22 protein-coding genes are annotated in these 25,506 nt (G+C 68.1%); 13 read left to right on the top strand and 9 right to left on the bottom strand.

Going from position 1 to position 25,506, the window contains the following annotated elements; all coding sequences use genetic code 11:
• Positions 1 to 239 precede the first annotated feature (239 nt).
• The 6 genes from rsmG to rpmH all read right to left on the bottom strand — a co-directional run bounded on the left by rsmG (position 240) and on the right by rpmH (position 3,455).
• Positions 240 to 863: a 16S rRNA (guanine(527)-N(7))-methyltransferase RsmG gene (gene rsmG / locus AC6CCG_RS19825; protein ID WP_496656352.1), complete on the bottom strand. Its 624-nt coding sequence runs from the start codon at positions 861 to 863 to the stop codon at positions 240 to 242.
• Complete coding sequence (locus AC6CCG_RS19830; protein ID WP_496656908.1) at positions 860 to 1,438, bottom strand: Jag family protein; 579 nt, start codon at positions 1,436 to 1,438, stop codon at positions 860 to 862. The genes rsmG and AC6CCG_RS19830 overlap by 4 nt, the downstream gene beginning before the upstream one ends.
• A gap of 146 nt (positions 1,439 to 1,584) precedes the next feature.
• Complete coding sequence (gene yidC / locus AC6CCG_RS19835) at positions 1,585 to 2,619, bottom strand: membrane protein insertase YidC (protein ID WP_496656909.1); 1,035 nt, start codon at positions 2,617 to 2,619, stop codon at positions 1,585 to 1,587.
• Between the two features lie 24 nt (positions 2,620 to 2,643).
• A complete protein-coding gene (yidD, locus tag AC6CCG_RS19840) occupies positions 2,644 to 2,937 on the bottom strand; it encodes a membrane protein insertion efficiency factor YidD (RefSeq protein WP_496656353.1) in 294 nt (97 codons plus the stop codon).
• Positions 2,934 to 3,302, bottom strand: coding sequence for a ribonuclease P protein component (rnpA, locus tag AC6CCG_RS19845; RefSeq protein WP_496656354.1), 369 nt, complete (start codon positions 3,300 to 3,302; stop codon positions 2,934 to 2,936). The genes yidD and rnpA overlap by 4 nt, the downstream gene beginning before the upstream one ends.
• A 15-nt stretch (positions 3,303 to 3,317) precedes the next feature.
• Complete coding sequence (gene rpmH / locus AC6CCG_RS19850; RefSeq protein ID WP_377487806.1) at positions 3,318 to 3,455, bottom strand: 50S ribosomal protein L34; 138 nt, start codon at positions 3,453 to 3,455, stop codon at positions 3,318 to 3,320.
• Positions 3,456 to 3,976: 521 nt separating this feature from the next.
• Between rpmH and dnaA the strand changes: the two genes are divergently transcribed.
• The 3 genes from dnaA to gnd all read left to right on the top strand — a co-directional run bounded on the left by dnaA (position 3,977) and on the right by gnd (position 8,232).
• Entirely contained in the window at positions 3,977 to 5,593 is a 1,617-nt protein-coding gene (gene dnaA / locus AC6CCG_RS19855) for a chromosomal replication initiator protein DnaA (RefSeq protein WP_496656355.1), read from the top strand.
• A 550-nt stretch (positions 5,594 to 6,143) separates the two neighbouring features.
• Positions 6,144 to 7,304, top strand: a complete 1,161-nt coding sequence (gene dnaN / locus AC6CCG_RS19860) for a DNA polymerase III subunit beta (protein ID WP_496656356.1) — start codon at positions 6,144 to 6,146, stop codon at positions 7,302 to 7,304.
• Between the two features lie 31 nt (positions 7,305 to 7,335).
• Positions 7,336 to 8,232 carry a phosphogluconate dehydrogenase (NAD(+)-dependent, decarboxylating) gene (gene gnd, locus AC6CCG_RS19865; protein ID WP_496656357.1) on the top strand — a complete coding sequence of 299 codons (897 nt, stop codon included), beginning with the start codon at positions 7,336 to 7,338 and terminating at the stop codon, positions 8,230 to 8,232.
• Positions 8,233 to 8,854: 622 nt separating this feature from the next.
• Here the strand turns inward: gnd and AC6CCG_RS19870 are convergent.
• Positions 8,855 to 9,334 (bottom strand): GNAT family N-acetyltransferase, encoded by a 480-nt coding sequence (locus tag AC6CCG_RS19870; protein ID WP_496656358.1) that lies wholly within the window; start codon positions 9,332 to 9,334, stop codon positions 8,855 to 8,857.
• A gap of 49 nt (positions 9,335 to 9,383) precedes the next feature.
• Between AC6CCG_RS19870 and recF the strand changes: the two genes are divergently transcribed.
• From recF to AC6CCG_RS19885, 3 genes are read left to right on the top strand one after another with little or no spacing between them, the layout of a single operon-like run.
• The gene (recF, locus tag AC6CCG_RS19875; protein WP_496656359.1) at positions 9,384 to 10,523 is read left to right on the top strand and encodes a DNA replication/repair protein RecF; all 1,140 of its coding nucleotides are present in this window, start codon (positions 9,384 to 9,386) and stop codon (positions 10,521 to 10,523) included.
• Positions 10,516 to 11,079, top strand: coding sequence for a DciA family protein (locus AC6CCG_RS19880; protein WP_496656360.1), 564 nt, complete (start codon positions 10,516 to 10,518; stop codon positions 11,077 to 11,079). Before recF ends, AC6CCG_RS19880 begins: the two co-directional genes overlap by 8 nt.
• A gap of 51 nt (positions 11,080 to 11,130) precedes the next feature.
• The gene (locus AC6CCG_RS19885; protein WP_496656361.1) at positions 11,131 to 12,009 is read left to right on the top strand and encodes a TerC family protein; all 879 of its coding nucleotides are present in this window, start codon (positions 11,131 to 11,133) and stop codon (positions 12,007 to 12,009) included.
• Positions 12,010 to 12,084: 75 nt separating this feature from the next.
• Here the strand turns inward: AC6CCG_RS19885 and AC6CCG_RS19890 are convergent, their stop codons facing one another.
• Complete coding sequence (locus tag AC6CCG_RS19890) at positions 12,085 to 13,182, bottom strand: glycoside hydrolase family 172 protein (protein ID WP_496656362.1); 1,098 nt, start codon at positions 13,180 to 13,182, stop codon at positions 12,085 to 12,087.
• Positions 13,183 to 13,386: 204 nt separating this feature from the next.
• On the opposite strand from AC6CCG_RS19890, the gene AC6CCG_RS19895 reads away from it, so the two are divergent.
• The 6 genes from AC6CCG_RS19895 to AC6CCG_RS19920 all read left to right on the top strand — a co-directional run bounded on the left by AC6CCG_RS19895 (position 13,387) and on the right by AC6CCG_RS19920 (position 22,372).
• On the top strand, positions 13,387 to 14,376 hold the full coding sequence (locus AC6CCG_RS19895; protein ID WP_496656363.1) for a LacI family DNA-binding transcriptional regulator: 990 nt from the start codon (positions 13,387 to 13,389) through the stop codon (positions 14,374 to 14,376).
• 937 nt (positions 14,377 to 15,313) lie between these two features.
• On the top strand, positions 15,314 to 17,812 hold the full coding sequence (locus tag AC6CCG_RS19900) for a GH116 family glycosyl-hydrolase (RefSeq protein ID WP_496656364.1): 2,499 nt from the start codon (positions 15,314 to 15,316) through the stop codon (positions 17,810 to 17,812).
• A gap of 33 nt (positions 17,813 to 17,845) precedes the next feature.
• Positions 17,846 to 19,516: a hypothetical protein gene (locus AC6CCG_RS19905; protein ID WP_496656365.1), complete on the top strand. Its 1,671-nt coding sequence runs from the start codon at positions 17,846 to 17,848 to the stop codon at positions 19,514 to 19,516.
• 140 nt (positions 19,517 to 19,656) lie between these two features.
• On the top strand, positions 19,657 to 21,018 hold the full coding sequence (locus AC6CCG_RS19910; protein ID WP_496656366.1) for a hypothetical protein: 1,362 nt from the start codon (positions 19,657 to 19,659) through the stop codon (positions 21,016 to 21,018).
• Positions 21,015 to 21,665 (top strand): hypothetical protein, encoded by a 651-nt coding sequence (locus AC6CCG_RS19915; RefSeq protein WP_496656367.1) that lies wholly within the window; start codon positions 21,015 to 21,017, stop codon positions 21,663 to 21,665. The genes AC6CCG_RS19910 and AC6CCG_RS19915 overlap by 4 nt, the downstream gene beginning before the upstream one ends.
• Positions 21,662 to 22,372, top strand: a complete 711-nt coding sequence (locus AC6CCG_RS19920) for a hypothetical protein (RefSeq protein ID WP_496656368.1) — start codon at positions 21,662 to 21,664, stop codon at positions 22,370 to 22,372. The genes AC6CCG_RS19915 and AC6CCG_RS19920 overlap by 4 nt, the downstream gene beginning before the upstream one ends.
• Here the strand turns inward: AC6CCG_RS19920 and AC6CCG_RS19925 are convergent, their stop codons facing one another.
• On the bottom strand, positions 22,373 to 23,074 hold the full coding sequence (locus AC6CCG_RS19925) for a hypothetical protein (protein WP_496656369.1): 702 nt from the start codon (positions 23,072 to 23,074) through the stop codon (positions 22,373 to 22,375).
• 335 nt (positions 23,075 to 23,409) lie between these two features.
• Between AC6CCG_RS19925 and gyrB the strand changes: the two genes are divergently transcribed.
• Positions 23,410 to 25,497 (top strand): DNA topoisomerase (ATP-hydrolyzing) subunit B, encoded by a 2,088-nt coding sequence (gyrB, locus tag AC6CCG_RS19930; RefSeq protein WP_496656370.1) that lies wholly within the window; start codon positions 23,410 to 23,412, stop codon positions 25,495 to 25,497.
• Positions 25,498 to 25,506: the final 9 nt, after the last annotated feature.

Consider the following 25,506-nt stretch of genomic DNA (forward strand, 5'->3'; position numbering starts at 1 on the left):
ACGCGTCGCCGAGTGATCGCTCGCCCCCGACCCGACCGACACGCGAATCATGTCGGGCCCACTGCGCGCGAGCACTCCCGCCCTGCAGTGATCAACTCCAACACCAGTGTCCCGTCGGCGGAGTGCAGGGCCCCACGCAGCCGATCCGGTCCTGTCCGTCAGCTCGCCGTCAAAAGTTGATCATGACGAAATCCCTTGTGAGCAAGGGAGATCACAGACCGCCTCAGAGCGGGGCATGATCAGCGACGCGGCTGCCGCGGTGCCATCCGAACGACCGTCGCAGTCGCTCCGGCGGCAGCGCTCCCGACCGTTATCACCTGGGCCGCCAGCTCGTGTTCGGCGAGGGCGGCTCGGGCCTCGGTCACCTCGCGCTCGGCCGAGCTTCCCTTCATCGCGAGCACCTGACCGCCATCCGTACGCAGCGGGGCGCACCAGCCGATCAGCCGGCCGAGGGGCGCCACCGCCCGCGACAGTACGGTCTCGTACCGCATGCCGTGATCCTCGGCGCGACCACGGCACACGGTCACCCGCGGCGCCAGGCCCAACTCGTCGATCACGCCCTGCAGAAAGGTCACCCGCCGCAGCAGCGGCTCGAGCAGGACCACTTCGAGGTCCGGCCGGCTCAGTGCGAGCGGAATCCCCGGCAGGCCGGCACCGCTACCGACGTCGACCACGGTCGTGCCCTCCGGCACCAGCTCCCGGACGGCCGCCGAGTTCAGGATGTGCCGCGGCCAGATGCTCTCGGCCTCACGTGGCCCCAGCAATCCACAGGCGATACCTCGATCAATCAATATGTCGACATATCGCTCTGTCGTTTTAGTGTTATCCCCGAAGACCTGATCCAGCGTCGAGCGGTCGATCACGCGTTCGGCAGGACCACGACGCGCCGGTTCGGCTCTTCGCCCTCCGACTCGCTGACCAGGCCGGCGGCCGCAACCACGTCGTGCACGATCTTGCGCTCGAACGCGTTCATCGCCGCGAGGGCCACCCGTTCCGAGCTCTCCTTGACCTCGGTCACGGCATCGCTCGCCAGATCGGTCAGTTCCTTGCGCCGACGCTCGCGGTATCCCGCGATGTCCAGCATCAGCCGGCTGCGGTCCCCGGTCTCGGTCAGCACCGCCAGCCGGGCCAGCTCCTGCAGCGAGTCGAGCACCTCTCCGTTCGCCCCGACCAGTACGTCGGTGTCGGTCAGGATCGACACGTGGGCCCGGTCGCCGTCCACGAAGGTGTCCAGGTCGCCGTCCATGTCGGCGATGTCGAGCAGCTCCTCGAGGTAGTCCGCCGCCACCTCCGCCTCGATCTCGAGTCGGCTGGTCGGCCCGGCATCCTCCGAGTCCTCGTCCTCCGAGTCCTCGTCCTCGGAGTCGTCCGAGTCGTCGTCCTCGGCGTCGTCTTCAAGCTCGTCCGCTTCCACCGCTTCGGCCGCGTCGGAGTCCAGTTCGGCAGCCGGAGCCGCCGCGTCCTGGTCCGCAGCCGCCTCGGGTACGTCGACCTCGGTGCGCACCTGCTCATCCGACGCGGGATCCGCCACCGTCGCCTGGTCGATCTGCTGGGTGTCGTTCACTGGTCCTCCTGGTTGTGCGCTCACCGTTTGCGCTGTGATCTGGTCTGCCGACGTGGCTGCTGTCGAACCACCCTCGGCTCGTCCGGCTCCACCGGAACCGTCGCCGGCTCGGCACCCTTGCCGTTCCGCCGTGCGACGCCGTTCGGCGCCGAATTCTTGTCCTTGTCAGCCGGCGTGACCGGCTTGCCCTTCGCCCGCCGCCGCGCTTCCCACGCCTCGTACGCAGGCGTACCAGGAGAAGGGTTCCGGCGAATGACGTAGAACTGCTGCCCCATCGTCCACAGGTTCGAGGTGAACCAGTAGATCAGCACACCGACCGGGAAGTTGATGCCACCGACGGCGAAGGCCAGCGGGAACACGTACAGCATGATCTTCTGCTGCTGCGCGAACTGACCGGTCAGCGCCTCCGCCGGCATGTTCTTCCGCATCAACTGCAGCTGCGTGATGAACATGGTCACCGTCATCGCGATGATCAACAACACACAGACGACGTGGATGCTGGTGATCCCGTTGGCGAACCCGACGCCCATGAACGTGTCCGAGATCCGCGCCCCGAAGATCTCCGCGTTCTGCAGGGAATCCAACAGAGGCTTGCGATCCTTCAGCCACTGTCCACGCGGAATCCCGTGCGCGGCCCCGTCGAGCACCCGGAACAGGGCGAAGAAGATCGGCGACTGCAGCAGCAGCGGCAGGCAGGACGCCATCGGATTGGCGCCTTCCTCCCGATAGAGCTTCATCGTCTCTTCGCCGAGCTTCTGCCGGTCGTGGCCGTACTTCTTCTGCAGTTCCCGCACCTTCGGCTGGATCAGCTGCATCTGCCGGGACGACTTGATCTGCCGTACGAACAGCGGGATCAGCAACACCCGGATGATCACGGTCAGGCAGACGATCGACAGCACCCAGGTCCAGCCGCTGTCGGGACCGAGCAGCGGCGACCACAGGGAGTGGAACAGCACCAAGAGGCCGGAAACCGCCCAGTACAAGGGCTGCATCAAGGTGCTGCCGAACTGCACGATCGGGTCGTACCACGCCATCGGTACGAGCATCGGGATCAACCCGTCAATCACGACAACACCTCATCACCGGCACGCACCATGACCATGGGGCTCCATTGTTCTGGCCTTCTCGGCCCGTTCGCGCATCTCGCGCTCGAATTCAGGGGTTCCCGGTACGGGATCGAACCCACCCTTGGCCCAGGGGTGGCAGCGCACCAGGCGCCGGGCGGCGAGCCAGGATCCGCGCAGCGCACCGTGCACCTCGACCGCCCGGAGCGCGTACGCCGAGCAGGTCGGCCAGTAACGGCAGACATCGCCGTACAGGGGGCTGATCAACAGCCGGTACGCCTTCAACAGGCCGATCAATACGTACTTCATGGCCGGATTCGCTTCTTCTCGTTCAGCCCAGCATGCCAGGCCGACGAAAGGTCCTCGATCAACCGGTCCGATCCGCCGGCGGCCGACGGGAACGCACGGATCACGATCCGGGCCCCCGTGGGCTCGTCCTCGAGCAACCGGGCCACGCCATGCCGAAGCCGACGCTTCACCCGGTTCCGCTGCACGGCGTTGCCGACATTGCGGCCGACGATCAGCCCGATCCGCGGACCGGCTGCGGACGGGGAGTCCGCTTCACTGGGGTCAGCCACGTACAACATCAGGGTCGATCGCCGAATCCTGCGTCCGGTCGAGATGGTCGCTCGGAACTCTGCGGACGCGCGCATCCGCAGCCGGGCGGGCAACATCTGACCGCACCTCGGTCAGCCCGAGAGTCGCGCGCGCCCCTTGCGGCGCCGCGCCGCCAGGATGGACCGGCCGGCGCGGGTACGCATCCGCAGCCGGAACCCATGGGTACGGCTCCGACGACGGTGGCTTGGCTGGAACGTGCGCTTGCTCACGGGACTTCTCCCATATCTATAGTGCTGAAACCTGTCCCGCGGTCTACGAGTGGAACGCACGGGCACAACGAACGGGGCGCCGGGGTCCCGGCAACCGGACCAACGGTACGGGTCCTGAGCGTTCCCGGTCAAACCAGCGAGACCCAGCTCACGCACCACAAAGAGTGCCAACCGTCCAGCCGACACGCCGACCGGATGAACAAATGCCGCGGCGTGGGTTGCAGAAGCATGACGGCCATTGCTAGCGTCTCGCCACGCAGGAGATGCGGGATCAACTGCTACTGGGCTGCTGCGCCCCCGGACGGATACATAGTCGCTCATCGAACCGCTCCCTGGACTCGGGACTGGGCGAAGCTTTGCTTTGTCTTGTTCACAGCTTGTGGATAAGTGTGTGGAAGCACGACTAGTCTGAACAGCAGTCCGACCGGCCCCACGGCCGCAGGCACAACATAATGGCGGTAGTGATCTTCAACGAGCCGGGAGCTGGACGTGCGTGAGTCATCATCGGCAGCGGAGCTGACATGAGCGACTCCGACCGCTCCGCCGATGAGAGCCTCCTCGCCTGGCAGCAGGTGCACGCGGAGGCCGAGCCCCGGCTGCGTCCCTGGTGGATCACCAGTCGGCCGTTCGCCCTCCAGCAGGATCAGTTCGTCGTCGCCGTACCCAACAACTTCACCCGGGACCAGTTGGAGAGCCGGTTCCGGGACGAGATCGAGTCGAGTCTGCGGCGCCGCTTCGAGCGCCCGATCCGGCTCGGGGTCGTTGTGGACGACACCTTGGAGACCGCACCGCCGCTGGACCTCGAGCCGCCCGACGCGGATCGGCTCGACGACGATCTGGACGCCGGTTCCCGGCGCGACCACGACCCGCTCGATCCCCCGCGGATCGATCACTCCCGGCTGGATCAGGTCCGGCTGGACCGCGACCACCTCGATCGCGACCACCTGGATCGGGACCTGCACCGGGATCAGCTCGACGACCAGCCGCAACGCGACGGTGCCTTCTCCTATCCGGAGCCCGCGCCCGAGCGCCCACAGTTGGCCGGACTCCATTCCTACGACGGCGACGGACGATCCAGTGGTGAGGGGCGTCGGCCCGACAGCAACTCCCGGCTGAACCCGAAGTACTCCTTCGAGACCTTCGTCATCGGCGGCTCGAACAGGTTCGCCCACGCGGCCGCCGTCGCCGTCGCGGAGAACCCGGGCAAGTCGTACAACCCGCTGACGATCTACGGCGAGTCAGGTCTCGGCAAGACCCACCTGCTGCACGCGCTCGGTCACTACGTGCGCAATTACTTCGACCGGGTCCGGGTCCGCTACGTCTCGACCGAGGAACTCACCAACGACTTCATCAACGCGATCAGCCAGAACAAGGGTGCCGAGTTCCGCCGGCGCTATCGCGACGTCGACGTACTGCTGATCGACGACATCCAGTTCCTCGAGGGCAAGGAACAGACGCAGGAAGAGTTCTTCCACACGTTCAACACGCTGCACAACGCACAGAAGCAGATCGTGATGACGTCGGACCGGCCGCCGAAGCTGCTGGAGAACCTGGAGCCGCGGCTGCGCAGCCGGTTCGGCTGGGGTCTGATCACCGACGTCCAGCCGCCCGACCTGGAGACCAGGATCGCGATCCTGCGCAAGAAGGCGGCCCAGGAACGGCTCACCGCCGGCTCGGACGTGCTCGAGTTCATCGCGAGCAAGATCCAGACCAACATCCGTGAACTCGAGGGCGCGCTGATCCGGGTGACCGCGTTCGCCAGCCTGAACCGGCAGCAGGTCGACATGGCGCTGGCCGAGGTGGTGCTGAAGGACCTGATCCCCGAGGGTGGCGAGGCCCAGATCACCAGCGGCACGATCATGGGCCAGACCGCGGCCTACTTCGGGCTCACCATCGACGACCTCTGCGGCCAGAGCCGGACCCACGCGCTCGTCACCGCGCGCCAGATCGCCATGTATCTGTGTCGCGAGCTGACCGACCTGTCGCTGCCGAAGATCGGTCAGCAGTTCGGTGGCCGCGACCATACGACCGTGATGCACGCCGATCGCAAGGTCCGCGGCCTGATGGCGGAGCGTCGCAGCATCTTCAACCAGGTCACCGAGCTGACCAACCGGATCAAGAACCAGTCCCAGCGCTGACCGTCCACCCCGCCCTCGCTCCATACGGATGCGAGGGCGGACGTTCGCCTGCCCGGATTCGGAAGGTTAAAAATCACGTACCCAGGTCAATCCGGTCGGGGAGGAATCTCACACAGGTGGGGAAAGAACTGTGGACAACTGTGGAACCGGGGCCGAAGTATCTGGACGACCGGTGGACGCAGCCGGGGGAACAACAGTCTTTCCCAAGATACTCCCCGTGTAATTTTTGTCATTCCACAGGATTGTCCCGGCACCGAATCACACCCTGACCAGGGATGACGAATGGTTTTCCCCAGTCTGCACAACCGCTACGACCACGACCAGAAGACAAACATCACCTCAAGGGCTGAAGTCACCCGGCCACCTGCTTGTGCACAACCCCGCACGGGGTCTGCTGGCCCGCTTCACACCGGAGCCATCGTCGGTATGATCGTCGGGCATTCGCCCGGCCGGCCCGGATCGCGTACGGCAGCGCGCCCCCAACCGCATCGACAAGTCACGCTCCCGACCACCCAGTTCCGCGACCGGGCCACACCGCACAGGAGGAACCGTGAAGATCCGACTCGAGCGTGATGTGCTGGCCGAGGCCGTCCAGTGGGCGGCCCGAAGCCTGCCCACCAGGCCGAGTGTGCCGATCCTGGCGGGCCTGCTGGTCCGGGCCGACGCCACCGGGGTCACGTTCTCCAGCTTCGACTACGAGACGTCCGCGCAGATCCACGTCAACGCGACCGTGACCGACGAGGGCGAGGCGCTGATCTCCGGCCGGCTGATGGCCGACATCTCGCGGTCCCTCCCGGCCAAGCCGGTCGACATCGTCTCCGACGACAGCAAGATGGAACTCACCTGCGGCAGCGCCCGGTTCACCCTGCAGGCGCTGCCGGTGAACGAGTACCCGTCGCTGCCGGAGATGCCGGAGTCCACCGGGTCGCTGCCCTCCGACGGTTTCGCGCACGCGGTCGCCCAGGTCGTCGTCGCCGCCGGCCGGGACGAGCTGCTGCCCGTCTTCACCGGCATCCGGATCGAGATCGAGGGCGACCAGGTCTCGCTGCTCGCCACCGACCGCTACCGGATGGCGCTCAAGGAGATCACCTGGGATCCGCAGTCGCCGCAGACTTCGGCCAACGCGCTGGTCCCGGCCAAGGTGTTGTCCGACACGGCGAAGTCGATGACCGCCGGCGAGAAGGTGACGCTGAGTCTGGCCTCGACCGGCGCGGGCGACGGCATCATCGGTTTCGAGGGCGACGGCGCCGCGGGCCGGCGGCAGACCACCACCCGGCTGCTGGACGGCGAGTTCCCCAAGGTCCGGCACATCATGAACTTCGCGCCGGCGCTGACCGTACGGATCAACACGGCCGAGGCTATCGCGGCCGCCCGCCGGGTCGCGCTGGTCGCCGAGCGGAACACCTCGCTGCGGATGTTGATCAACGAGAACTCGATCACGCTCGAGGCGGCGACCGGCGACCAGGCCCAGGCGTCCGAGGCGATCGAGGCCGTGGTGAACCAGCTCGACGGCGGCGAGATCGCGGTGCCGGCGGCGGGCTTCAACCCCACCTACCTGCTCGATGCGCTCGGGGTCTTCGACACCCCGTACGTGAACCTCGCCTTCACCGCGCCGAGCAAGCCGTGTCAGCTGACCGGCCTGCCCGAGCTGGACGGCGAACCGCTGACCGACTACCGGCACGTGATCATGCTGATGCGGCTGCCGGCCTGACCTTCATCCCCCGACGACTGCGAGGACTTCGATGCAGCTGGGACTCATTGGACTGGGCAAGATGGGCGGCAACATGGCCACCCGGATCCGGGCCGCCGGCCATGAGGTGATCGGGTACGACACGAACCCGGAGATCTCCGACGTCAAGGATCTGGCCGAGCTGGCCGCCCGGCTCACCGACGGCCCGCGCGTGGTCTGGGTGATGGTCCCGGTGCAGGCGCTCGACGCGGTGATCAAGGATCTGGCCGACCTGCTGGCGCCCGGCGACATCGTCATCGACGGCGGCAACACCCGCTGGGACGGGGACGCCGGCCGCGCGGAGTTCCTGGGCGGCAAGGGCATCAAGTTCATCGACTGCGGCGTCTCCGGCGGTGTCTGGGGCCTCGAGAACGGCTACGCCCTGATGTGCGGCGGCGAGGCCGAGGACGTCGCGGTCGTCCAGCCGATCTTCGACGCGCTCAAGCCGGAGGGCGAATTCGGCTTCGTCCACGCCGGGTCGCACGGTGCCGGGCACTTCGCGAAGATGGTCCACAACGGCATGGAGTACGCGATCATGCAGGCCTATGCCGAAGGCTGGGAGCTGCTCGAGACCGCCGATGTGGTGACCGACGTGCCGGCCACCTTCAACTCCTGGCGGGAAGGGACCGTGATCAGGTCCTGGCTGCTCGACCTCCTGGTTCGTGCCCTGCAGGAGGACCCGCAGCTGACCGAGATCCGCGGCTACGCCGAGGATTCCGGCGAAGGCCGCTGGACCGTCGACGCCGCGATCGACCTGGCCGTCCCGGTGCCCGCGATCTCCGCCGCCCTGTTCGCCCGCTTCGTCTCCCGGCAGCCCGACTCGCCGGCCATGAAGATGGTCGCGGCGATGCGGAATCAGTTCGGGGGGCATGCGGTGCAGAAAGAAGCAGCGCAGATCGACGAGATCTGACTCCCGCGGGGCCCGCTGGTGGGAAGGGTCTGTGGGGGTGGGTGCGCGGACAACCATCCGGCCGCGATGGTCCGGGTGCCGCTGCCGCGATTCTGCGATGCGGCCTCCCGCCAGGCCCATCCACATCCGCGCACCCACCCCTCCAGACCCCCCGCTCCCGGTCAGCGCTCGTCGGGGAATCCGGTCAGGAGTCGAGCGCTGATCTGGTTGGTGGTGCCGTGGAGCCGCGTGCATCGTCTCGGTCGGACCGGGCCGCAGGTCTTCCCGGCGGGCGCGTTGTCGCGATCGGACGCGAGCCAGGGATCTCCGCCGGGCCGTCAGCGTCCGCGCACACCCTCCGACCGATGAGCTCCCATCCCCGGGTCCCGGCGGCGATCATGGTGTCCGGCGGCCGGTCTCGGTCTTGGCCTCCCGGCGATGGTGACCAGCGGGTGCTTCGTCTCCCCGCGAACACGCGTCAGGGCCCGCGCCCGTCACTCCGGTCCAGCCTTCGGATCAAGGACTCTCGGGCACTCGGGTCTCGACAGGCGTCGGGCTGGTCGCCCTCACCGACTGTTGATCATGATCGGCCGGACGGGGCGGTCCGCGGGCTCTCGGATGGTCGGGTCCGGTTGGTTTGGTTTCACGTGGTGAGTGACTTCGCGTAGCGGTGGCAGGGGACGGGGATCGGGCCGTCCGGGCCGGGGGCCTGGTGATCGAAAAGGCCCTCGTCGGTCCAGCCGTTGCGCTCGTAGAAGCGGCGGGCGCGGGTGTTGCCGGCGACGACGGCGAGCCAGGCTCGGGGGTGGCCGCCGGCGGCGACGCGGCGCTCGGCCTCGGCGAGAAGGGCGTCCGCGACCCCGGTGCCGCGGCCGGCTTCGGCGACGTACACCTGTTCGACCTCGTCGTTGTTGATCATGATGAAGCCGGTGATCGCGCCGTCCTGGTCGGCGACGCTGGTCTCCTCGACCAGGGCTGCGGCGCGGGTGTCGAACGACTCACGGGTCCGGACCTCGACCAGGGCATCGGGCACCCGGCCTCGGTGGGCCTCCTGCCAACCCTCGTACCAGATCTGGGCGACGGCGGCCGCGTCGTCGGGGCGGGCCGGACGGATCTCAGTCACGACGGCAGCGTAGATCGTCTGCGGTCGTCCCACCGTTAGTCTGGACAACGTGTACGTCGACCATCTCCAGTTGGCCGATTTCCGGTCCTACGCCGCGGTCGACATCGCGCTCGACCACGGCGTGACGACGTTCGTCGGAGCCAACGGCCAGGGCAAGACCAATCTGGTCGAGGCGGTCGAATACCTGTCCACGTTGTCCTCGCACCGGGTGTCCACCGACCTGCCGTTGGTCCGCGCCGGTGCCGAGCGCGCGATCGTCCGGGCCGGGGTGCGGGCCGGCATCGAGGATCAGCGCCGGCTGCTGCTCGAGCTGGAGATCACGCCGGGCAAGGCGAACCGGGCCCGGCTCAACAAGTCACCGGTGTCGCGGCCGCGGGAGATCGCCGGGGTGCTGCGGACCGTGGTGTTCGCGCCCGAGGACCTGGCGATCATCAAGGGCGACCCGAGTGAGCGGCGCCGCTTCCTGGACGAGCTGCTGGTGGCGCGGTGGCCCCGGCTGGCGGGCGTACGCGCCGACTACGACCGAGTGCTCCGGCAGCGCAACACCTTGCTCAAGTCGCTGGCCGGCCGGGCTCGCGGCGGTCGGAAGCCCGGGCCGGAGGCCGAGTCGACCCTCGAGGTCTGGGACTCGCACCTGGCCCGCAACGGTGCCGAACTGCTGGCCGCCCGGCTGTCGACGCTGACCGACCTGATGCCACAGGTGTCGAAGAGCTATGCCGACATCGCGCCGACCAACAACGACGCCACGGCGGAATACAAGGCCTCCGCCGACCTGACCGGGGCGACCGAGGCCGAAGCGCTGAACGAGGCGTTGCTCACGGCGATCCGGGAGCGTCGCTCCGACGAACTGCAGCGCGGTGTCTCCCTGGTCGGGCCGCACCGCGACGACATCGTGCTGTCGCTGGGCTCGCTCCCGGCCAAGGGGTACGCCAGCCACGGCGAGTCGTGGTCGTACGCGCTGGCCTGCAAGCTGGGCAGCTTCCAACTGCTGCAGGACGACGGGATCCAACCGGTGCTGGTGCTGGACGACGTCTTCGCCGAGCTGGACACCATGCGCCGGGAACGCCTGGCCCGCGGCGTCATCGGCGCCGAGCAGGTGCTGGTCACGGCCGCGGTCGGTGCCGATGTGCCGGCCGAGCTGGCCGGCACCCGGTTTGCGGTCGCCGGTGGCGAGGTCACCCGTGACTGAGGCCGAGCCTGATCCCCCGCGCTCCGGCCAAGGGTCCCCCGAGGCCGCCGATGATCATGATCCGACCGGGCTGAATCTGGCCCGCAACGTCGCCCGGGCGATCGGCGCCCAGTCCCGGCGACTGCGCCGCCGCCCCGACGGCGCCCGCACCTCGCGTCCGGAGCCCACCGAACCGCAGTCGTCCGGCGCGCGGCCGGACGACCGGGACCCGCAGCTGCTCGGCCGCGCGATCGAACGGCTGGTGGACAGCCGCGGCTGGACCACGGAGGTGAGCGTCCACCTCCTCTTGTCGAAATGGCCCGCTCTGGTCGGCCCCACGAACGCCCAGCACACCCATCCGGAGAGTTACGTCGACACGGTGCTCACCGTCCGGGCCGACTCGACCGCCTGGGCGACATCGCTGCGGTCGATGGCCCCGCAGCTGGTCGCCACCCTGAATCAGCAGCTCGGCGACGGTACGGTGACCAGGATCCGGGTGCTCGGTCCGGACGCGCCGTCCTGGAAGCACGGCCGGCGGTCGGTCCGCGGCCGTGGACCTCGGGATACCTACGGCTGAATCTCAGTCCGCTCACAGGTGCCGTAGCCTGCCCACCGTTATCCTCCGCTGGTGGATTTCTCGCTGGACCTCGGTCCCGAACTGCTCATTGCGTTCCTGACTCTGTTCGTCCTCGAAGTCGTGCTCGGCGTGGACAACGTGATCTTCATCTCGATCCTGGCCAGCAAGCTGCCGAAGGAGCAGCAGGCCAAGGCCCGCAACCTCGGTCTGTCGTTGGCCATGATCATCAGAATCGGGCTGCTCTTCGGGGCGTCCTGGATCATCAGCCTCAAGGCGGATCTGTTCACCATCCTGGGGATGGGCTTCTCCGGCCGCGACCTGATCTTGATCTTCGGCGGACTGTTCTTGATCTACAAGGCGGTGAAGGAGATCCACGAGAAACTGGAGGGCGCCGAGCCGGGCCACGGCACCAAGGCGGCGCGGGCCTCGTTCGCCGGCGTGATCGTCCAGATCCTGCTGCTCGACATCGTCTTCTCGTTCGACTCGGTGATCACCGCGGTCGGCATGATCGACAACCTGTTGGTGATCATCGCCGCGGTCGTGCTCTCGTTCGGGATCATGCTCTTCTCGTCCCGGTTCATCTTCAGCTTCGTCAACAAGCACCCGTCGGTGAAGATCCTGGCGCTGTCGTTCCTGGTGATGATCGGCGTGTTCCTGATCGTCGACGGCTTCGGGGTGAAGGTCGACAAGGCGTTGATCTACGTACCGATGGCGTTCGCGATCGGCGTGGAGGCGCTCAACCTGGTCTACCGCAGCCGGCAGCGCCGCAAGCACGATCAGCCGGACGACGCCGTACACCTGCGCAATGCCGCGTCCCGCGCCGATGATCAAGAAGCGCTGGCGGCGTCGAACGGCGAGAGCGACGGTTCGGTCGGACTGTCCAACCGGCCGGTCAGCGGCAGCCAGAGCCAGGACCGTTCGTTCCCCTGATCCAGAAGCGCCCTGAGCCTGTCGAAGGAGCCAAGATCATCAGGCCCTTCGACAGGCTCAGGGTTCGGTTGATTCTCAGGCGTTGCCGGCCGGCGGGTGCCCGCTGCCGTCGTTGATCTCCATCGTGTCGAACGTCGGCGCCGGCGGCCGGTTCGTCGACGGCCGGTCCAGGTAGAACCAGGCGGTGGAGGCGATGTCGTCGTGCAGCGGCAGGTAGCGCCAGCCGCTGTGCCAGCCGAGGGCCTGGATGTCGACCTTGCGCAGCCCGGTCGCGAAGTGGATCGGGTCGGGCACGTGCCAGCGGTACATGCCGAACCGCTGCTGGCTCCGGTAGAGACCGTCCGGCCGGATCACCTGCGGCATGCCGAGGTACGGCGTGCTGAAGGCCGTGTAGCCCTGGCCCGGCACGTCGAAGTTCCAGGCGCCGCCGAAGTAGTCCTCGGTGCCGGTGCCGCAGATGGTCGGGAACTCGTCGTCCTCGTCGAGGAAGAACTTGATCTCCCCCTCGCCCCACCAGCCCGGCGAGTTGACGCCCCAGGCCAGGTAGGTGCCGACGTAGTGGCCGCTGCCCTCGACGCCGTCGACCAGGACGTGCGTGGTCCGGTCCGGCAGCGGGTTGCTGCGCCGCCACTGGGCGTGCAGGTAGCCGGTGCCGTCCACGTCGCCGCCGACCTCGTACGTCACCTGGTAGTAGACGATCAGTTCGGCGTCGGTGGTGTTCTCCAGCGTGAGCAGCGCGGACTTGCGGAACGGCATCGGCCAGTACGAGTTGAAGCCGCCGTTCGGGTTCGCCGCGACCATGGCGGAGCTGACCTGGTCGAAGACGCCCCAGCCGCTGCAGAAGAAGTCGCCGTACGGGACCTCGATGGCCGGTTCGGCCGCACCGTCCCAGTAGGCGCGCAAGATCAACTGCCGCCAGTGATCACGATGCGTGGTGATCCAGATGTGGGTGATCTTGCCCGCCTGGTCGATGTCGGCCAGGGTGAACGTCTCGCCGGGCTTGATCGCGACACTCGGCGACACCTTCCAGCCCTGACCGAGATCGCGCGCGGCGCGGGCGCCGGTGCCCTCGGTCGCGCGCCCGCCGCCACCGCGGGTGCCGTCGAAGTTCTCGGGGCTGATCGAACGTGTTTCAACCTGTCGCAGCGAGGCGAGCGAGCCGAAGTGGGACACGTACTTCTCCTTGTAGTCGGTTCCGCAAATTCAAACACGCGCGTGTAATCGATTTCAACGACGGGTACGGCCCGATAGGGTGTTTTCACCGGCGATGGAAATGCGGCGTTGTCGCCGCCCATCGGCGATACTGCGAGTCAAGCGACGCCGAGGCGGGACCGACGCCGCATGCCAACGGGGTGGTCCGGAACCGGGAGGTCAGGAATGGCGACGATCTTCGAGGTGGCCGCCCGTGCCGGCGTGTCCCCGGCCACCGTGTCCCGGGTCTACAACGGCACTCCGGTCTCGGAGGAGAAGGCCCGGCTGGTCCGGCAGGCGGCCGAGGAGCTCAACTTCGTGCCGAACCGGACCGCGCGCGCCCTGCGCCGGCAGGCGTCGGAGGTGATCGCGCTGATCATCCCCGACATCGAGAACCCGTACTTCACCTCGCTCGCCCGCGGGGTCGAGGACGTCGCCCAGGCCGCCGGCTACTCGGTGGTCCTCTGCAACAGTGACGACGATCCGGCCAAGGAGGCCACCTACGTCGACATCGCGGCGCTGGAGAACATGGCCGGCGTGATCATCGCCGCGGTCTCCGAGCAGCCGAAGATCGAGCGGATGATCGACCGCGGCCGCCCGGTGGTCGCCGTCGACCGCCCGATCAGTTACGACGTGGACGCCGTCGTGATGGCCAACCGGGACAGCGGCGAGATCGCCGCCCGCTCGCTGATCGAGGCCGGCTACACGCGGATCGCCTGCATCACCGGCCCCGAGGACGTCGGCACCGCCCGGGAACGCGCCGCCGGCTGGGCCGCGGTGGTCACCGAGCACGGCCAGTTCGAGGATCCCGAGGCCTACCTGCGGCACGCCAACTTCCGCGTCGAGGGCGGCCGCGACACCATCGCCGAACTGCTCGCCCTCGACCCGCCGCCGGACGCCGTCGTCGCCGCGAACAACCTGATGGGCGTCGGGGCTCTGCAGGTGCTCTCCGAACAAGGTCTCACTCCGCCGAAGTTCGGCGTCGCCGTCATCGGTGACCTGCCTTTCACCACGCTCACCCCCACCGCGATCACTCTCGTCCGCCTTCCGGCCCGGGAGATGGGGGTACGGGCAGCGACCCTGCTCCTGGAACGGATCGGCGGGGACGCCGAACCGGCCCGCGAAGTCGTCCTGTCGCACAGCGTCGAACCGGCCACGATCTCTCATCGGACTTGAGAGGGATTGGTCTCGCGGGGGTCTGAGGGGGTAGGTGCGCGGACAACCATCCGCCTGCGATGGGGCGGTCGCAGTCGCAGGCGCGCAGCAATGAGGTGGGGAGCTCTGTCGTCCTGACCGTCTCACTGATCTCCGGGTCGATCGGGGCCGACGCGGCCAAGGACCGATCGATCCGTGACACCGGCAGTCCGGGTGGGTTGTCGACAAACCCACCTCGCAACGCCCCGAGAGCGTCGGAATGTCGACAACCGACGCCAATCCGGGTAGGCAGAGGTCGTCGTCCCGGCGGGGACGGAATCGCGGGCGGGTGCGCACAAGATTCCCTCGGGCATGGGATCCCTGCGAGGGATCCGCAAGAACTGGCAGATCCGCCGACGATCCTGAAGGGCGATGACCAAGACCGACGGACAGCCGTCCGCCGGATGACGGAAGCCCAGCCGGCACCAGCGGACGAGCCCGCACACGGCACGCTGGGCGGCGGTGCGTCTCCGCGGACGCCGTGATCACTCGCCGTCCTCGGCTCACTCGATAAGGCACGCCGCACCGCGCCGGCCGTTGATCATGCTCGGCGCCGAGGCCTCCCCGTCAGACCACCGCGGCCCCTCGCCCCAGGCGCGGGCCTGGTCTTCAAGCGCGGGCCTGGCTTTCACGTCCGGGCCTGGCTTTCACGTTCGCTCCCACCCAGACCTCGCTCCCACCCCAGACTCGCCCCCCCGCGAACCCCCCGCGAACCCGCCCCCCTTCACGATCACCGAAGCGCCCGGTCCGAACAGCCGAACCAACCCGATCAGCGCTCGACTCGAGTCCCGACCACAGGGGGATCCCCAAGTCCACCCCGAGCCACAGCAACCAGAACCCTCTCGAAGATGCTCCCGAAAGGCGATCCCCTCTGCCCTCACCCTTGACGACTGAAATCGATTTCGACAATGCTGGGGGCGTGCCAACTGAGCAGCCAGCTGACCTTCACCTCGCATCCACTCATCCCCTCGGTCCCGATGCCACTGTCGCGGCGTTCCCGCTCGGCGGCATCGGTACCGGGAACGTCTCGATCGGGGCTCGCGGAGACTTCCGCGACTGGGAGTTGCAGAACAGTCCGGGCAAGGGGAATCTCCTGCCGTTCACGTTCTGCTCGATCGACGTCCGGCCCGCGGAGGGTGACGGCGAGGCGGTGACCAAGGTTCTCGAGGCTCGGTTCCCCGGGCCGCACGAGGGTGAGGACGGGTACGGCTGGGGGCGGGTCGCCGGCCTGCCGCGGTTCGCCTCGGCCGAGATGCTGGGCCGCTACCCCCTGCTGTCGATCGACTTCGCCGACGACCGGGTTCCGGTCCGGCCGACGCTGGAGGCGTTCACGCCGCTGGTGCCGCTCGACCCGGCCGAGTCCGGGCTGCCGACGGCCGTCCTGCGCTACCGGGTGCACAATCCGACCGACCAGGCCCAGCAGGTGACGCTCGCCCTGTCGCTGGCCAGCCCGGTCGGGATGGACGGCTGGCGGCACAACGGCTTCCCGACCTACCCGACCGCGCCGAGTGTCGACTACCGCGAGGCGGACGGGATCCGCGGGCTCACCTTCACCGCGGCCGGCGATCCCGACGCCTTCGGATACGGCACCGCGACGCTGACCACCCGGCACGACGACGTCTCGGTCAAGCCGCGATGGCTGGCCGGGCACTGGTCCGACGGCGTCCAGGCCTTCTGGAACGACCTCACCGCGGACGGCCGGCTGGAAGCCGAGACCCGGGAGAGCTACGACGACCAGCCGCCCACCGGCGGCGCCCGGATCGGCAGCCTCGCCCTGCACCGCACCCTGGCCCCCGGCGAGACCGGCGACTTCGAGTTCGTCCTCTCCTGGCACGTGCCCAACCGGCACCGGGCCTGGGACGCCGGCGGCGAGCTCTACGACCAGGTGGTGCTGAACCACTACGCCACCCGATTCAAGGACGCCTGGGCAGTGGCCGGGCACGTGCACGAGCACCTGCCGGTCCTGGAGGCGAGCACCCGCGGCTTCACCGATGCGCTGTTCGGCTCGACGCTGCCGGCCGAGGTGATCGACGCCGCAGCGGCCAGCCTCTCGGTGGCCCGCAGCACCACCTGTTTCATGATCGACAACGGCACGCCGGAGGGCCAGTTCCTGGCCTGGGAGGGCAGCTTCGACCGCGACGGCAGTTGCCTCGGCACCTGCACCCACGTCTGGAACTACGCCCAGACGCTGGCGTACGTCTTCCCGAGCCTGGAGCGCAGCGCTCGCCGCAACGAGTTCCTCACCGAGACCGACGAGGGCGGCCGGATGCACTTCCGCAGCCAGCGCGTCTTCGGTGGGACGAAGCCCTGGGACTTCTCCCATCCGGCGGTCGACGGCCAGCTCGGCACCGTGCTCCGGATGTATCGCGAGTGGCGCTTCAGCGGCGATGATCAATTCCTGACCGACCTCTGGCCCAAGGTCGCCGAAGCCGTCGATTTCGCCTTCGGCTATTGGGATCCGGACGGCGACCTGATCTTGGAGTCGGTGCAGCACAACACGTACGACATCGAGTTCTACGGCCCGAACCCGCTCGGCAGCGTGATGTTCTACGGAGCCCTGCGGGCCGCGGCCGCGATGGCCGAGAAGGTCGGCGACCAGGATCGCGCGAAGCGCTACGCGGACGCCGCCGGCACCGGTGCCAAGGCGATGGACGAGCTGCTCTACAACGGGGAGTTCTACGTCCAGAAGCTCGACGACGTGGACGCCCACCGCTACCAGTTCGGCCTCGGCGTGCTGTCGGACCAGTTGCTCGGCCAGTTCCTCGCCCACATCGCCGGGCTCGGTCACCTGCTCGACCAAGATCACGTACGCTCCGCGATCAAGGCCGTGTACGACCACAACTTCCGGCCCGACCTGTCCGAGCACGTCAGCGTCCAGCGGACATACGCACTGAACGACGAGGCCGGGTTGATCTTGTGCTCCTGGCCGAACGGCGGCCGGCCGGCCCTCCCGTTCGTCTACAGCGACGAGGTCTGGACCGGCATCGAGTACCAGGTCGCCGCGCACCTGATCTTCGAGGGCTTCGTCGACGAGGGACTGACGATCACCCGCGCGGTACGGCAGCGGTTCACCGGCCGCAACCGCAATCCGTGGAACGAGGCGGAGTGCGGCAACCACTACGCCCGCTCGATGGCCAGCTGGGCGTTGATCATCGCCTGCTCCGGCTTCGACTGGGACGCCGGCACCGGCCGGCTCGCCTTCGCCCCGGTCGTCGGTGATCATGATCAGCCGTTCCGTACCCTCTTCACCACCGGCACCGCCCAGGGCCGGGTCACCATCACCGGCGACAGCGCCGAGCTGACCGTGGACCACGGCAGCCTCGACGTCGCCGAACTGGTGATCAACAACCGGAGCTATACGCCCGATGATCAAGGACCGGTTCCGGCCGGCCGCACGGCCCGCTTCACCGCGGCCTGAAGATCAACGGCAGATTCGACAAGGAGATCAACGATGTCAGCGAACACCAGCTATGCGGTCCCGACGCCGCTCGACCGACCGGCGGCGGCACCCAAGACCGCCTATCTGATCGCCAGCGGTGATCTTCGCGAATCGGCCAACACGGCCGGCTGGCCGATCCAGCAGGAGCTCGAGGCCGGTGTCACGAAGGCGTTCCAGAGCCAGGGCTGGACGGTCATCCGGGCGAACCCGGTCGATCCTGTGACCGGGCACGGCTTCATCAGCAGCCAGCGGATGGGTCTGGAGGTGTTCAAGCGGATCCCGGTCGACGCGCCGCTGATCGTGGCCGAGGCGGTCTGGCAGTACAGCCACCATGTGCTGGCCGGCCTGCGGACCCACCAGGGCCCGATCCTCACGGTGGCCAACTTCGCGGGCGACTGGCCCGGCCTGGTCGGGCTGCTCGGCCTCAACGCCGGCCTGACCAAGATGGACAAGCCGTACAGCACGATCTGGAGCGTCGACTTCAGCGACGACTACTTCACCGACGCGATCGCCGAGTGGGTGCAGAACGGCACCATCACCCACGACAGCAGCCACGTGCACCCGGTGACCGGCTTCGCCGAGGGTCCGGAGAAGGCGCTCGGCGAGGCCCTGGCCGACCAGCTGGCCGACGAGAAGGCGATCATCGGCGTCTTCGACGAGGGCTGCATGGGCATGTACAACGCGATCTTCGACGACGAGCTGCTGAACCAGCTGGGCATCTACAAGGAGCGGCTCTCGCAGAGCGCCCTCTACGCCGAGATGCTCAAGGTCGACGACGCCGAGGCGGACCAGATCGGCGCGTGGCTGACCGGCAAGGGCATGACGTTCAAGCTCGGCACCGATGAGAAGACCGAACTGACCGAGGCCCAGCTGCGGTGGCAGTACAAGATGTACATCGCCGCGCTGCGGATCGCCGACGACTTCGGCTGCGACGCGATCGGCATCCAGTACCAGCAGGGCCTGAAGGACCTGGTGCCGGCCAGCGATCTGGTCGAGGGCCTGCTGAACAACGTCGACCGGCCGCCGGTGACCACCAGGGACGGCTCCCGGGTGATCGCCGAGGGCGAGGCGTTCCCGCACTTCAACGAGGCCGACGAGGGCGTCGCGGTCGACACCCTGGTGACCAACCGGATCTGGAAGGCGATGGGTCTCGACCCGGCGAACACGCTGCACGACGTTCGCTGGGGCGAGGACTACGACGGCCAGTTCGTCTGGGTGTACGAAATCTCCGGCTCGGTCCCGGCCTCCCACCTCGGCGGCTACGACAAGGCCGAGGGCTGGCGGCAGCAGCCGGTCTTCTTCCCGGCCGGCGGCAGCACCATCAACGGCGTCTCCAAGCCGGGCGAGATCGTCTGGTCCCGGGTCTACATCGCCGAGGGCAAACTCCAGGTCGACCTCGGTCGGGCCAGCGTCGTCGAGCTGCCGGCCGAGGAGACCGAGCGGCGCAAGCAGGCGACCAACCCGGAGTGGCCGATCATGCACGTCGTGCTGCACGGGGTCAGCCGGGACCAGTTCATGGCCCGGCACAAGGCGAACCACGCCCAGGTCGCGTACGCCCCGGACGCCGAGACCGCCGACCGGGCGCTGGTCGCCAAGGCGGCCCTGTTCGCCCGGCTCGGACTGCCGGTCCACGTCTGCGGAGATCTCGGGGAGGTCGGTCAGGGGCTGGTCCAGGCCGGCTGAAGCTCACACCACGCGCCCCTGGGCCTGTCGAAGGGTCTGCGGGTCCCCTCGACAGGTTCAGGACGCGTCGGAGTTCGGCACCGTCGACACCCGGGCGCGTGGTGCACGGTGACCGTCGACCCGAATAGGATGCGTGGGCGATGAACCCGCTCAGCCAACTCTGGACCGACATCCGGATCCTGATCGTGGACACGATCAAGGTCTGGTGGCGGCTGTTTCCCCAGTTGGCAGTCATCTACCTGCTCGGCTGGCTGGGCTTCCAGGTCTCCCTCAAGTTCGCGGCCTTCGTGGAAGGTCAGAACGTCTGGCTGACGCTGGCGATCTTCTCGTTCGGCTTCCTGACCAAGCTGGTCCCGATCGTGCTGATGCTGCGGCTGGTCGGTCGGGAACTGGGCATCCGGGAGATGATCCCGGAGGAGGACAACGCGCAGGACGACCGGGACAACTCGATCACCCACCTGCTCGCGGTCACGCTGCTGCCGTTCATGGGCATCTACGCGGCGTTCGGTCAGCTCAACGACGCCGCCAACGAGCTGTGGATCAACCAGATGGTCCGCAACAGCGCCATCGGCACCGACAACGTGCTCACCCATCTGGGCAACATCGCCAACGACCAGCCGCTGCTGATGCTGGCCGTCGTCGTCGGGGCCTACGTGGTCCGCCGCGGCGTCGACCTGCTGCACGACAAGACGGGTTGGCGGGTACTCGGCATCGGCGTCGCGCTGCTCGAGGCGTTCTTCATGCTCGTCGTGGTGTTCGGTGGCATCCGGCTGATCCAGCAGATCATCAATTGGGTGATGAGCCGCGCCTTCGTCGGCTGGCTGGCGACCGCCCGGGACGCGATCCGGGACGTGCTCGCGCTGCTGCCGTTCCGGGTGCCGGAGCTGATCGACCAACTCGTCCGGTTCTATCTGGACAACGTCTGGCCGTCGTTCTGGGAGGTGGTCAGCCAGCCGATCATCTGGCTGGCCGTCGCCGCCCTGGTGTACGGCACGCACGTCATGTCGGTCGCCGAGCTGTGGCGGAGCCGGCGTCCGCTGGCCAACCGGCTGCGCGGCGCGACCGCGTTCGACGACCGCAGCGACCGGCGCCGGTTCCGCGGCATCAAGCCGCCGTCCGCACCGGTGCAGCGGTTCTTCGTCGAGTTCAAGGAGGCCGTGCTCGGCGACATCGACGACAAGTACCTGCCGACCATCAACTCGGTACGGCTGATCCTCCGGGCCGGCGTGATCTTCCTCGGCGCGTACGTGATCGTGTACGCCATCCAGCAGATCCTCAACAACTACCTGCGCCTCCTGGTCAAGGGCATCGTCGGCGGCCATGACATCGACTTCTGGGTGCCCTTCGACCCGCTGCTGAACCTGATCTACACGCTCCCGTTCGAGCCGCTCCGGATGTGCCTGCTCGCGGTCGCGTTCCGCCGCTGCCTGGAGCTGTTCCGGGCCCGGGCCCACCCGGCCGACCGGCTCCCGGCCCCGACCCCTGCGCAGGTGGCGGCATGACCACGACCCCGAACCCGGCACCCCCGAATCAGGCACCCGCGAGTGCGGAGCGGCTCCGGCTGCGCAACCAGCGCCTGCAGCGGTCCAAGCTGCTCGCCGTGGTGGCGGTCGTGGCCTGCATCGTGGTGGCCACCATCGGCACGCGGCTCAGCGATCCGGAGAAGGAGTTCCGGGTCATCCCCGGCAAGCTCGACGAGAAGGTCATGATCAACGGCGCCGAACTGACGGTGAGCGACGTCCGGGTCGGCCAGATCCTCATCCAGGACGAGTCGATCGAGGCCAAGGCCACCGGCATGTTCGTCCAGATCCAGATCGATCTGGCGAACCCGACCGGCACCGACAAGGCCATCCTGGGTCGCTCCCGGCTGCTCTCGGGCGACCGCGTCTACAACACGTACGAATCCTTGACCAACATCGGGGCCGATCCGGGTTACGGCGAGACGACCGATTTCCTGTACGAGGTCGACCCGAACCAGATCGACGACCTGACCCTGGAGATCTGGAGTCAGGGCTTCCTGTCCGGCTACCACGACCGGGTCCGGGTCCACCTCGGGATCACGGCGGAGAACGCGGACCGGTGGCGTGAGGCCGCCCAGGGCGGGCAGCTCACCGAGCGCCGGATCTCGAGCACGAGGGTGTTGCAGTGAGTACGCCGGACCACGGGCCGCAGCAGCCGGGCGACTGGCACCTGCACGACCACCGGCCGGAGGCCCCCGTACCGCAGCCGGCCGGGCCGGCCCCCGACCCCGCGGCGTGGTCCGAGCCGCAGCCGGAACAGGCCCAGCCCGGCCGGCGTCCGCTGACCGCCCGCGGCCGGTCCTGGCTGATGCTCGTCACCGTGGGCTGCCTGGTGTTGATGTACCTGGTCATCTGGCTCTGGTACGCCGACACCCACATGCACGACCGGTTCGTCCAGGTGCCGCCCGGCCAGCCGTCGGCGACCACGGTGAACAAGGCGCAGTACCGGGTGCATCAGCTGTTCGTCACCGAGCGCTTCGACAACCCGGACTACCCCGACCAGCCGTACCTGGCCGAGGCCGGCACCGTGTTCGTCGCCGCCGAGATCGAGATCCTGCGGGTCGAGGAGGGCGAGCACTTCTTCTGCCAGGCCAACCTGGCCGTGGCTGGCAACCGCCAGCTGGAGCCGCGGTCGGAGGTCTACCTCGACCACCTCAAGGACAGCAAGGTCCCGGTGGACTGTCAGTCCGACGAGATCAAGGTCGGCGTGCCGTACCGGTTCATCGAGATCTACACGGTGCCGAAGCAGTTCGCCGGCGAGATCTTCGGGATCGCGGTCCAGTACACGGACTACGGAGCGCCGTTCCAGGTGGTCCGGCCGCCGCTGCCGCGCTGATCAGGAATCCTTCTGCTCCGGCAGTACGGTGACCGGGATGTCGTAGCGGTAGACGTACCGGGAGTTCTTCCAGGCCTTCTCGCCGGTGTCGAGGATCAGTGCGTTGCCCTCCTCGAGCCGGTAGACCGCGAACAGGATCCGGCCGCTCGGCTTGAAGTGCTCACTGAACGGGAACTCGACCCGGAACGGCACCGGCGGCAGCCCGGGCGTCAGGTAGGCCGGATGGGTGCCCGTGTCACCGGTCCCGACCTCGGAGTCCCCGGCATCGGGCTGCTCGACGGTCTCCGGATCCTTGGCCACGAACATCGTGTTGCTCGGCGAGATGGCCTCGTCCCCGGTCGTCCGGGCCGTGCCCAGGACCACGACCTGCCAGGACACCTTGCCGTCGCTGTCGGTGGACTTCTGGGCCGTGGCCTTGCTGAACGCGAACTCGTACGGGCCGGTCTCGATGGTCTGCCCCGGCTGGACCCGCTCGTCGGTGTCGGTCCGTACCTTGAAGCCGCCGAGCGCCCAGACGCCGGCGACCAGGACCGCGACGGCCAGCACGACGATCAGGCCGCGGACCGGACCTGGCAGTCGGCGCCGCTCGTCGGGTTCCTGCTCCGGCGGGCCCCATTCCGAGGCGACCGGCGTCTCGTCCAACCGCGGCGCCTGGAAGGCGGGCGGGCCTGGGACCCCGGGCGGGGATTGCTGCTCCGACACGCGCAGCAGTGTAGTGCGACGAGGCTCGCGGCGAGCTCGGGCCCGATGCGCTGAAACGGCCTCAGAACGCCGTGGAGGGCTCGGGCGTGTACGGGGACTGTCACCCGCACCTGTAAATCGGGCAGATCCGCCTCCGGCAGTCTGTGAATGGCCCTCTGAGGTCGAGACCCGGCCGCTGTGGAAGCGGGATCGGGCAGAAAAGCGCTAGGATGGAGAGGACAAGTTCTACGGTTCCGCTGCGGCTTCGCCAGTCGGATCCGAAACGTTTGACCGCGCCGTCCGCACGGGGCCCGAGCGCCCCACGCCCGTGGGCGGCGCCTGTGTGACAGGAGCCTATGCGCGTGACCGATCACGAGACCGTGACGCCCGACCAGAACGACGGCACCGACCAGACCAGCGGCGCGACACCGGATCTCTCCCAGGTCCAGATCCCGGTCTCCGATCTCGAACCAGGCCCAGGCCTCGGCGTCCCCGGTGAGTACGACTCCGAGTCGATCACCGTGCTGGAAGGCCTCGAGGCGGTCCGGAAACGCCCCGGCATGTACATCGGGTCGACCGGCGAGCGCGGCCTGCACCACCTGGTCACCGAGATCGTCGACAACTCGGTCGACGAGGCGATGGCCGGCTTCGGCAAGATGATCGACGTCCGGATCCTGCCCGACGGCGGCATCCAGGTCTCCGACAACGCCCGCGGCATCCCGGTCAAGGAGCACCCGACCGAGAAGATGCCGGCGGTGACGCTGATCCTCACCGTGCTGCACGCCGGCGGCAAGTTCGGCCAGGGCGGTTACAAGGTGTCCGGCGGCCTGCACGGCGTGGGCGCCTCGGTGGTCAACGCGCTGTCGCAGAAGTTCGAGGTCGAGGTGAAGCGGGACGGGTACCGGTGGACCCAGTCCTTCACGCTCGGCGTACCGGACGGGCCGCTGGAGCAGCACGAGGCGACCGAGGAGACCGGCACCACGACCCGGTTCTGGGCCTCGGAGGACATCTTCGAGACGACGACGTACAACTTCGACACCCTGGCCACCCGGTTCCGCGAGATGGCCTTCCTCAACAAGGGCCTGCAGATCGACATCACCGACGAACGGCCGGACCGGCTGGACGAGGGCGGCCAGAAGTTCTCCGAGAGCTTCCGCTACGACGAGGGCCTGATCGACTACGTCCGCTACCTGACCGGCAGCAAGGAGCCGGTGCACAGCTCGGTGATCGCGCTGGAGTCGGAGCGGCCGGAGCAGGGCCTCGGGCTGGAGGTCGCGCTGCAGTGGAACACCTCGTACCAGCCGTCGGTGCACACGTTCGCCAACGCGATCAACACGCACGAGGGCGGCACCCACGAGGAGGGCTTCCGGGCCGCGCTGACGTACACGGCGAACAAGTGGGGCGAGAACTGGGGCATGATCAAGAAGCCGGAGGACAAGCTGTCCGGCGACGACATCCGCGAGGGCCTCACCGCGATCATCTCGATCAAGCTCGAGGAGCCGCAGTTCGAGGGCCAGACCAAGACCAAGCTGGGCAACACCGAGGCCCGCTCGTTCGTCCAGCAGGCCGTGAACGCCGCGCTGGGCGACTGGTTCGAGCAGAACCCGGCCGAGGGCAAGATGATCATCCGCAAGGGCCAGGCCGCGGCGATCGCCCGGATCGCGGCCCGGAAGGCGCGGGAGGCGGCCCGGAACCGCAAGGGCCTGCTCGGCGGCGGCGGACTGCCCGGCAAGCTGAGCGACTGCCAGTCGACCAATCCGGAGGAGTGCGAGGTCTTCATCGTCGAGGGTGACTCGGCGGGCGGCTCGGCCAAGGGCGGTCGCGATCCGCGGATCCAGGCGATCCTGCCGATCCGCGGAAAGATCTTGAACGTGGAGAAGGCCCGGATCGACAAGATCCTTCAGAACAACGAGGTCCAGGCGATCATCTCAGCCCTCGGCACCGGCGTGCACGAGGACTTCGACATCGACAAGCTGCGCTATCACAAGATCATCATGATGGCCGACGCGGACGTCGACGGCGCGCACATCCGGACCCTGCTGCTGACGCTGATGTTCCGGTTCATGAAGCCGCTGATCGAGGCCGGCCACGTCTATCTGGCCCAGCCGCCGTTGTTCCGGATCCGCTGGACCAACGCGCCGCACGAGCTGGCGTACTCGGACGCGGAGCGGGACGCCCTGCTCCGGGTGGGGGTCGAGGAGAACAAGAAGCTGCCGGCCCCGAACAACAACCCGATCCAGCGCTACAAGGGTCTGGGCGAGATGGACGCCGGCGATCTCTGGCTGACCACGATGGACCCGGACAACCGGATCCTGCTCCAGGTCACGCTGGACGACGCGGCCCGCGCGGACGAGATGTTCTCGATCTTGATGGGTGAGGACGTCGAGCAGCGCCGGGTGTTCATCCAGCGCAACGCCAAGGACGTCCGGTTCCTCGACATCTAAGGTCCCTGA

It is taken from the genome of Microlunatus sp. YIM B11417 (genome assembly GCF_059617205.1).

What these genes read in the sequence shown, in the direction of transcription:
- yidD (WP_496656353.1), bottom strand. Translation starts at nt 2,937, where the DNA reads ATGAAGTACGTATTGATCGGCCTGTTGAAGGCGTACCGGCTGTTGATC.
- rnpA (WP_496656354.1), bottom strand. Translation starts at nt 3,302, where the DNA reads ATGTTGCCCGCCCGGCTGCGGATGCGCGCGTCCGCAGAGTTCCGAGCG.
- dnaA (WP_496656355.1), top strand. Translation starts at nt 3,977, where the DNA reads ATGAGCGACTCCGACCGCTCCGCCGATGAGAGCCTCCTCGCCTGGCAG.
- gnd (WP_496656357.1), top strand. Translation starts at nt 7,336, where the DNA reads ATGCAGCTGGGACTCATTGGACTGGGCAAGATGGGCGGCAACATGGCC.
- AC6CCG_RS19895 (WP_496656363.1), top strand. Translation starts at nt 13,387, where the DNA reads ATGGCGACGATCTTCGAGGTGGCCGCCCGTGCCGGCGTGTCCCCGGCC.
- AC6CCG_RS19905 (WP_496656365.1), top strand. Translation starts at nt 17,846, where the DNA reads ATGTCAGCGAACACCAGCTATGCGGTCCCGACGCCGCTCGACCGACCG.
- AC6CCG_RS19910 (WP_496656366.1), top strand. Translation starts at nt 19,657, where the DNA reads ATGAACCCGCTCAGCCAACTCTGGACCGACATCCGGATCCTGATCGTG.
- AC6CCG_RS19915 (WP_496656367.1), top strand. Translation starts at nt 21,015, where the DNA reads ATGACCACGACCCCGAACCCGGCACCCCCGAATCAGGCACCCGCGAGT.
- gyrB (WP_496656370.1), top strand. Translation starts at nt 23,410, where the DNA reads ATGCGCGTGACCGATCACGAGACCGTGACGCCCGACCAGAACGACGGC.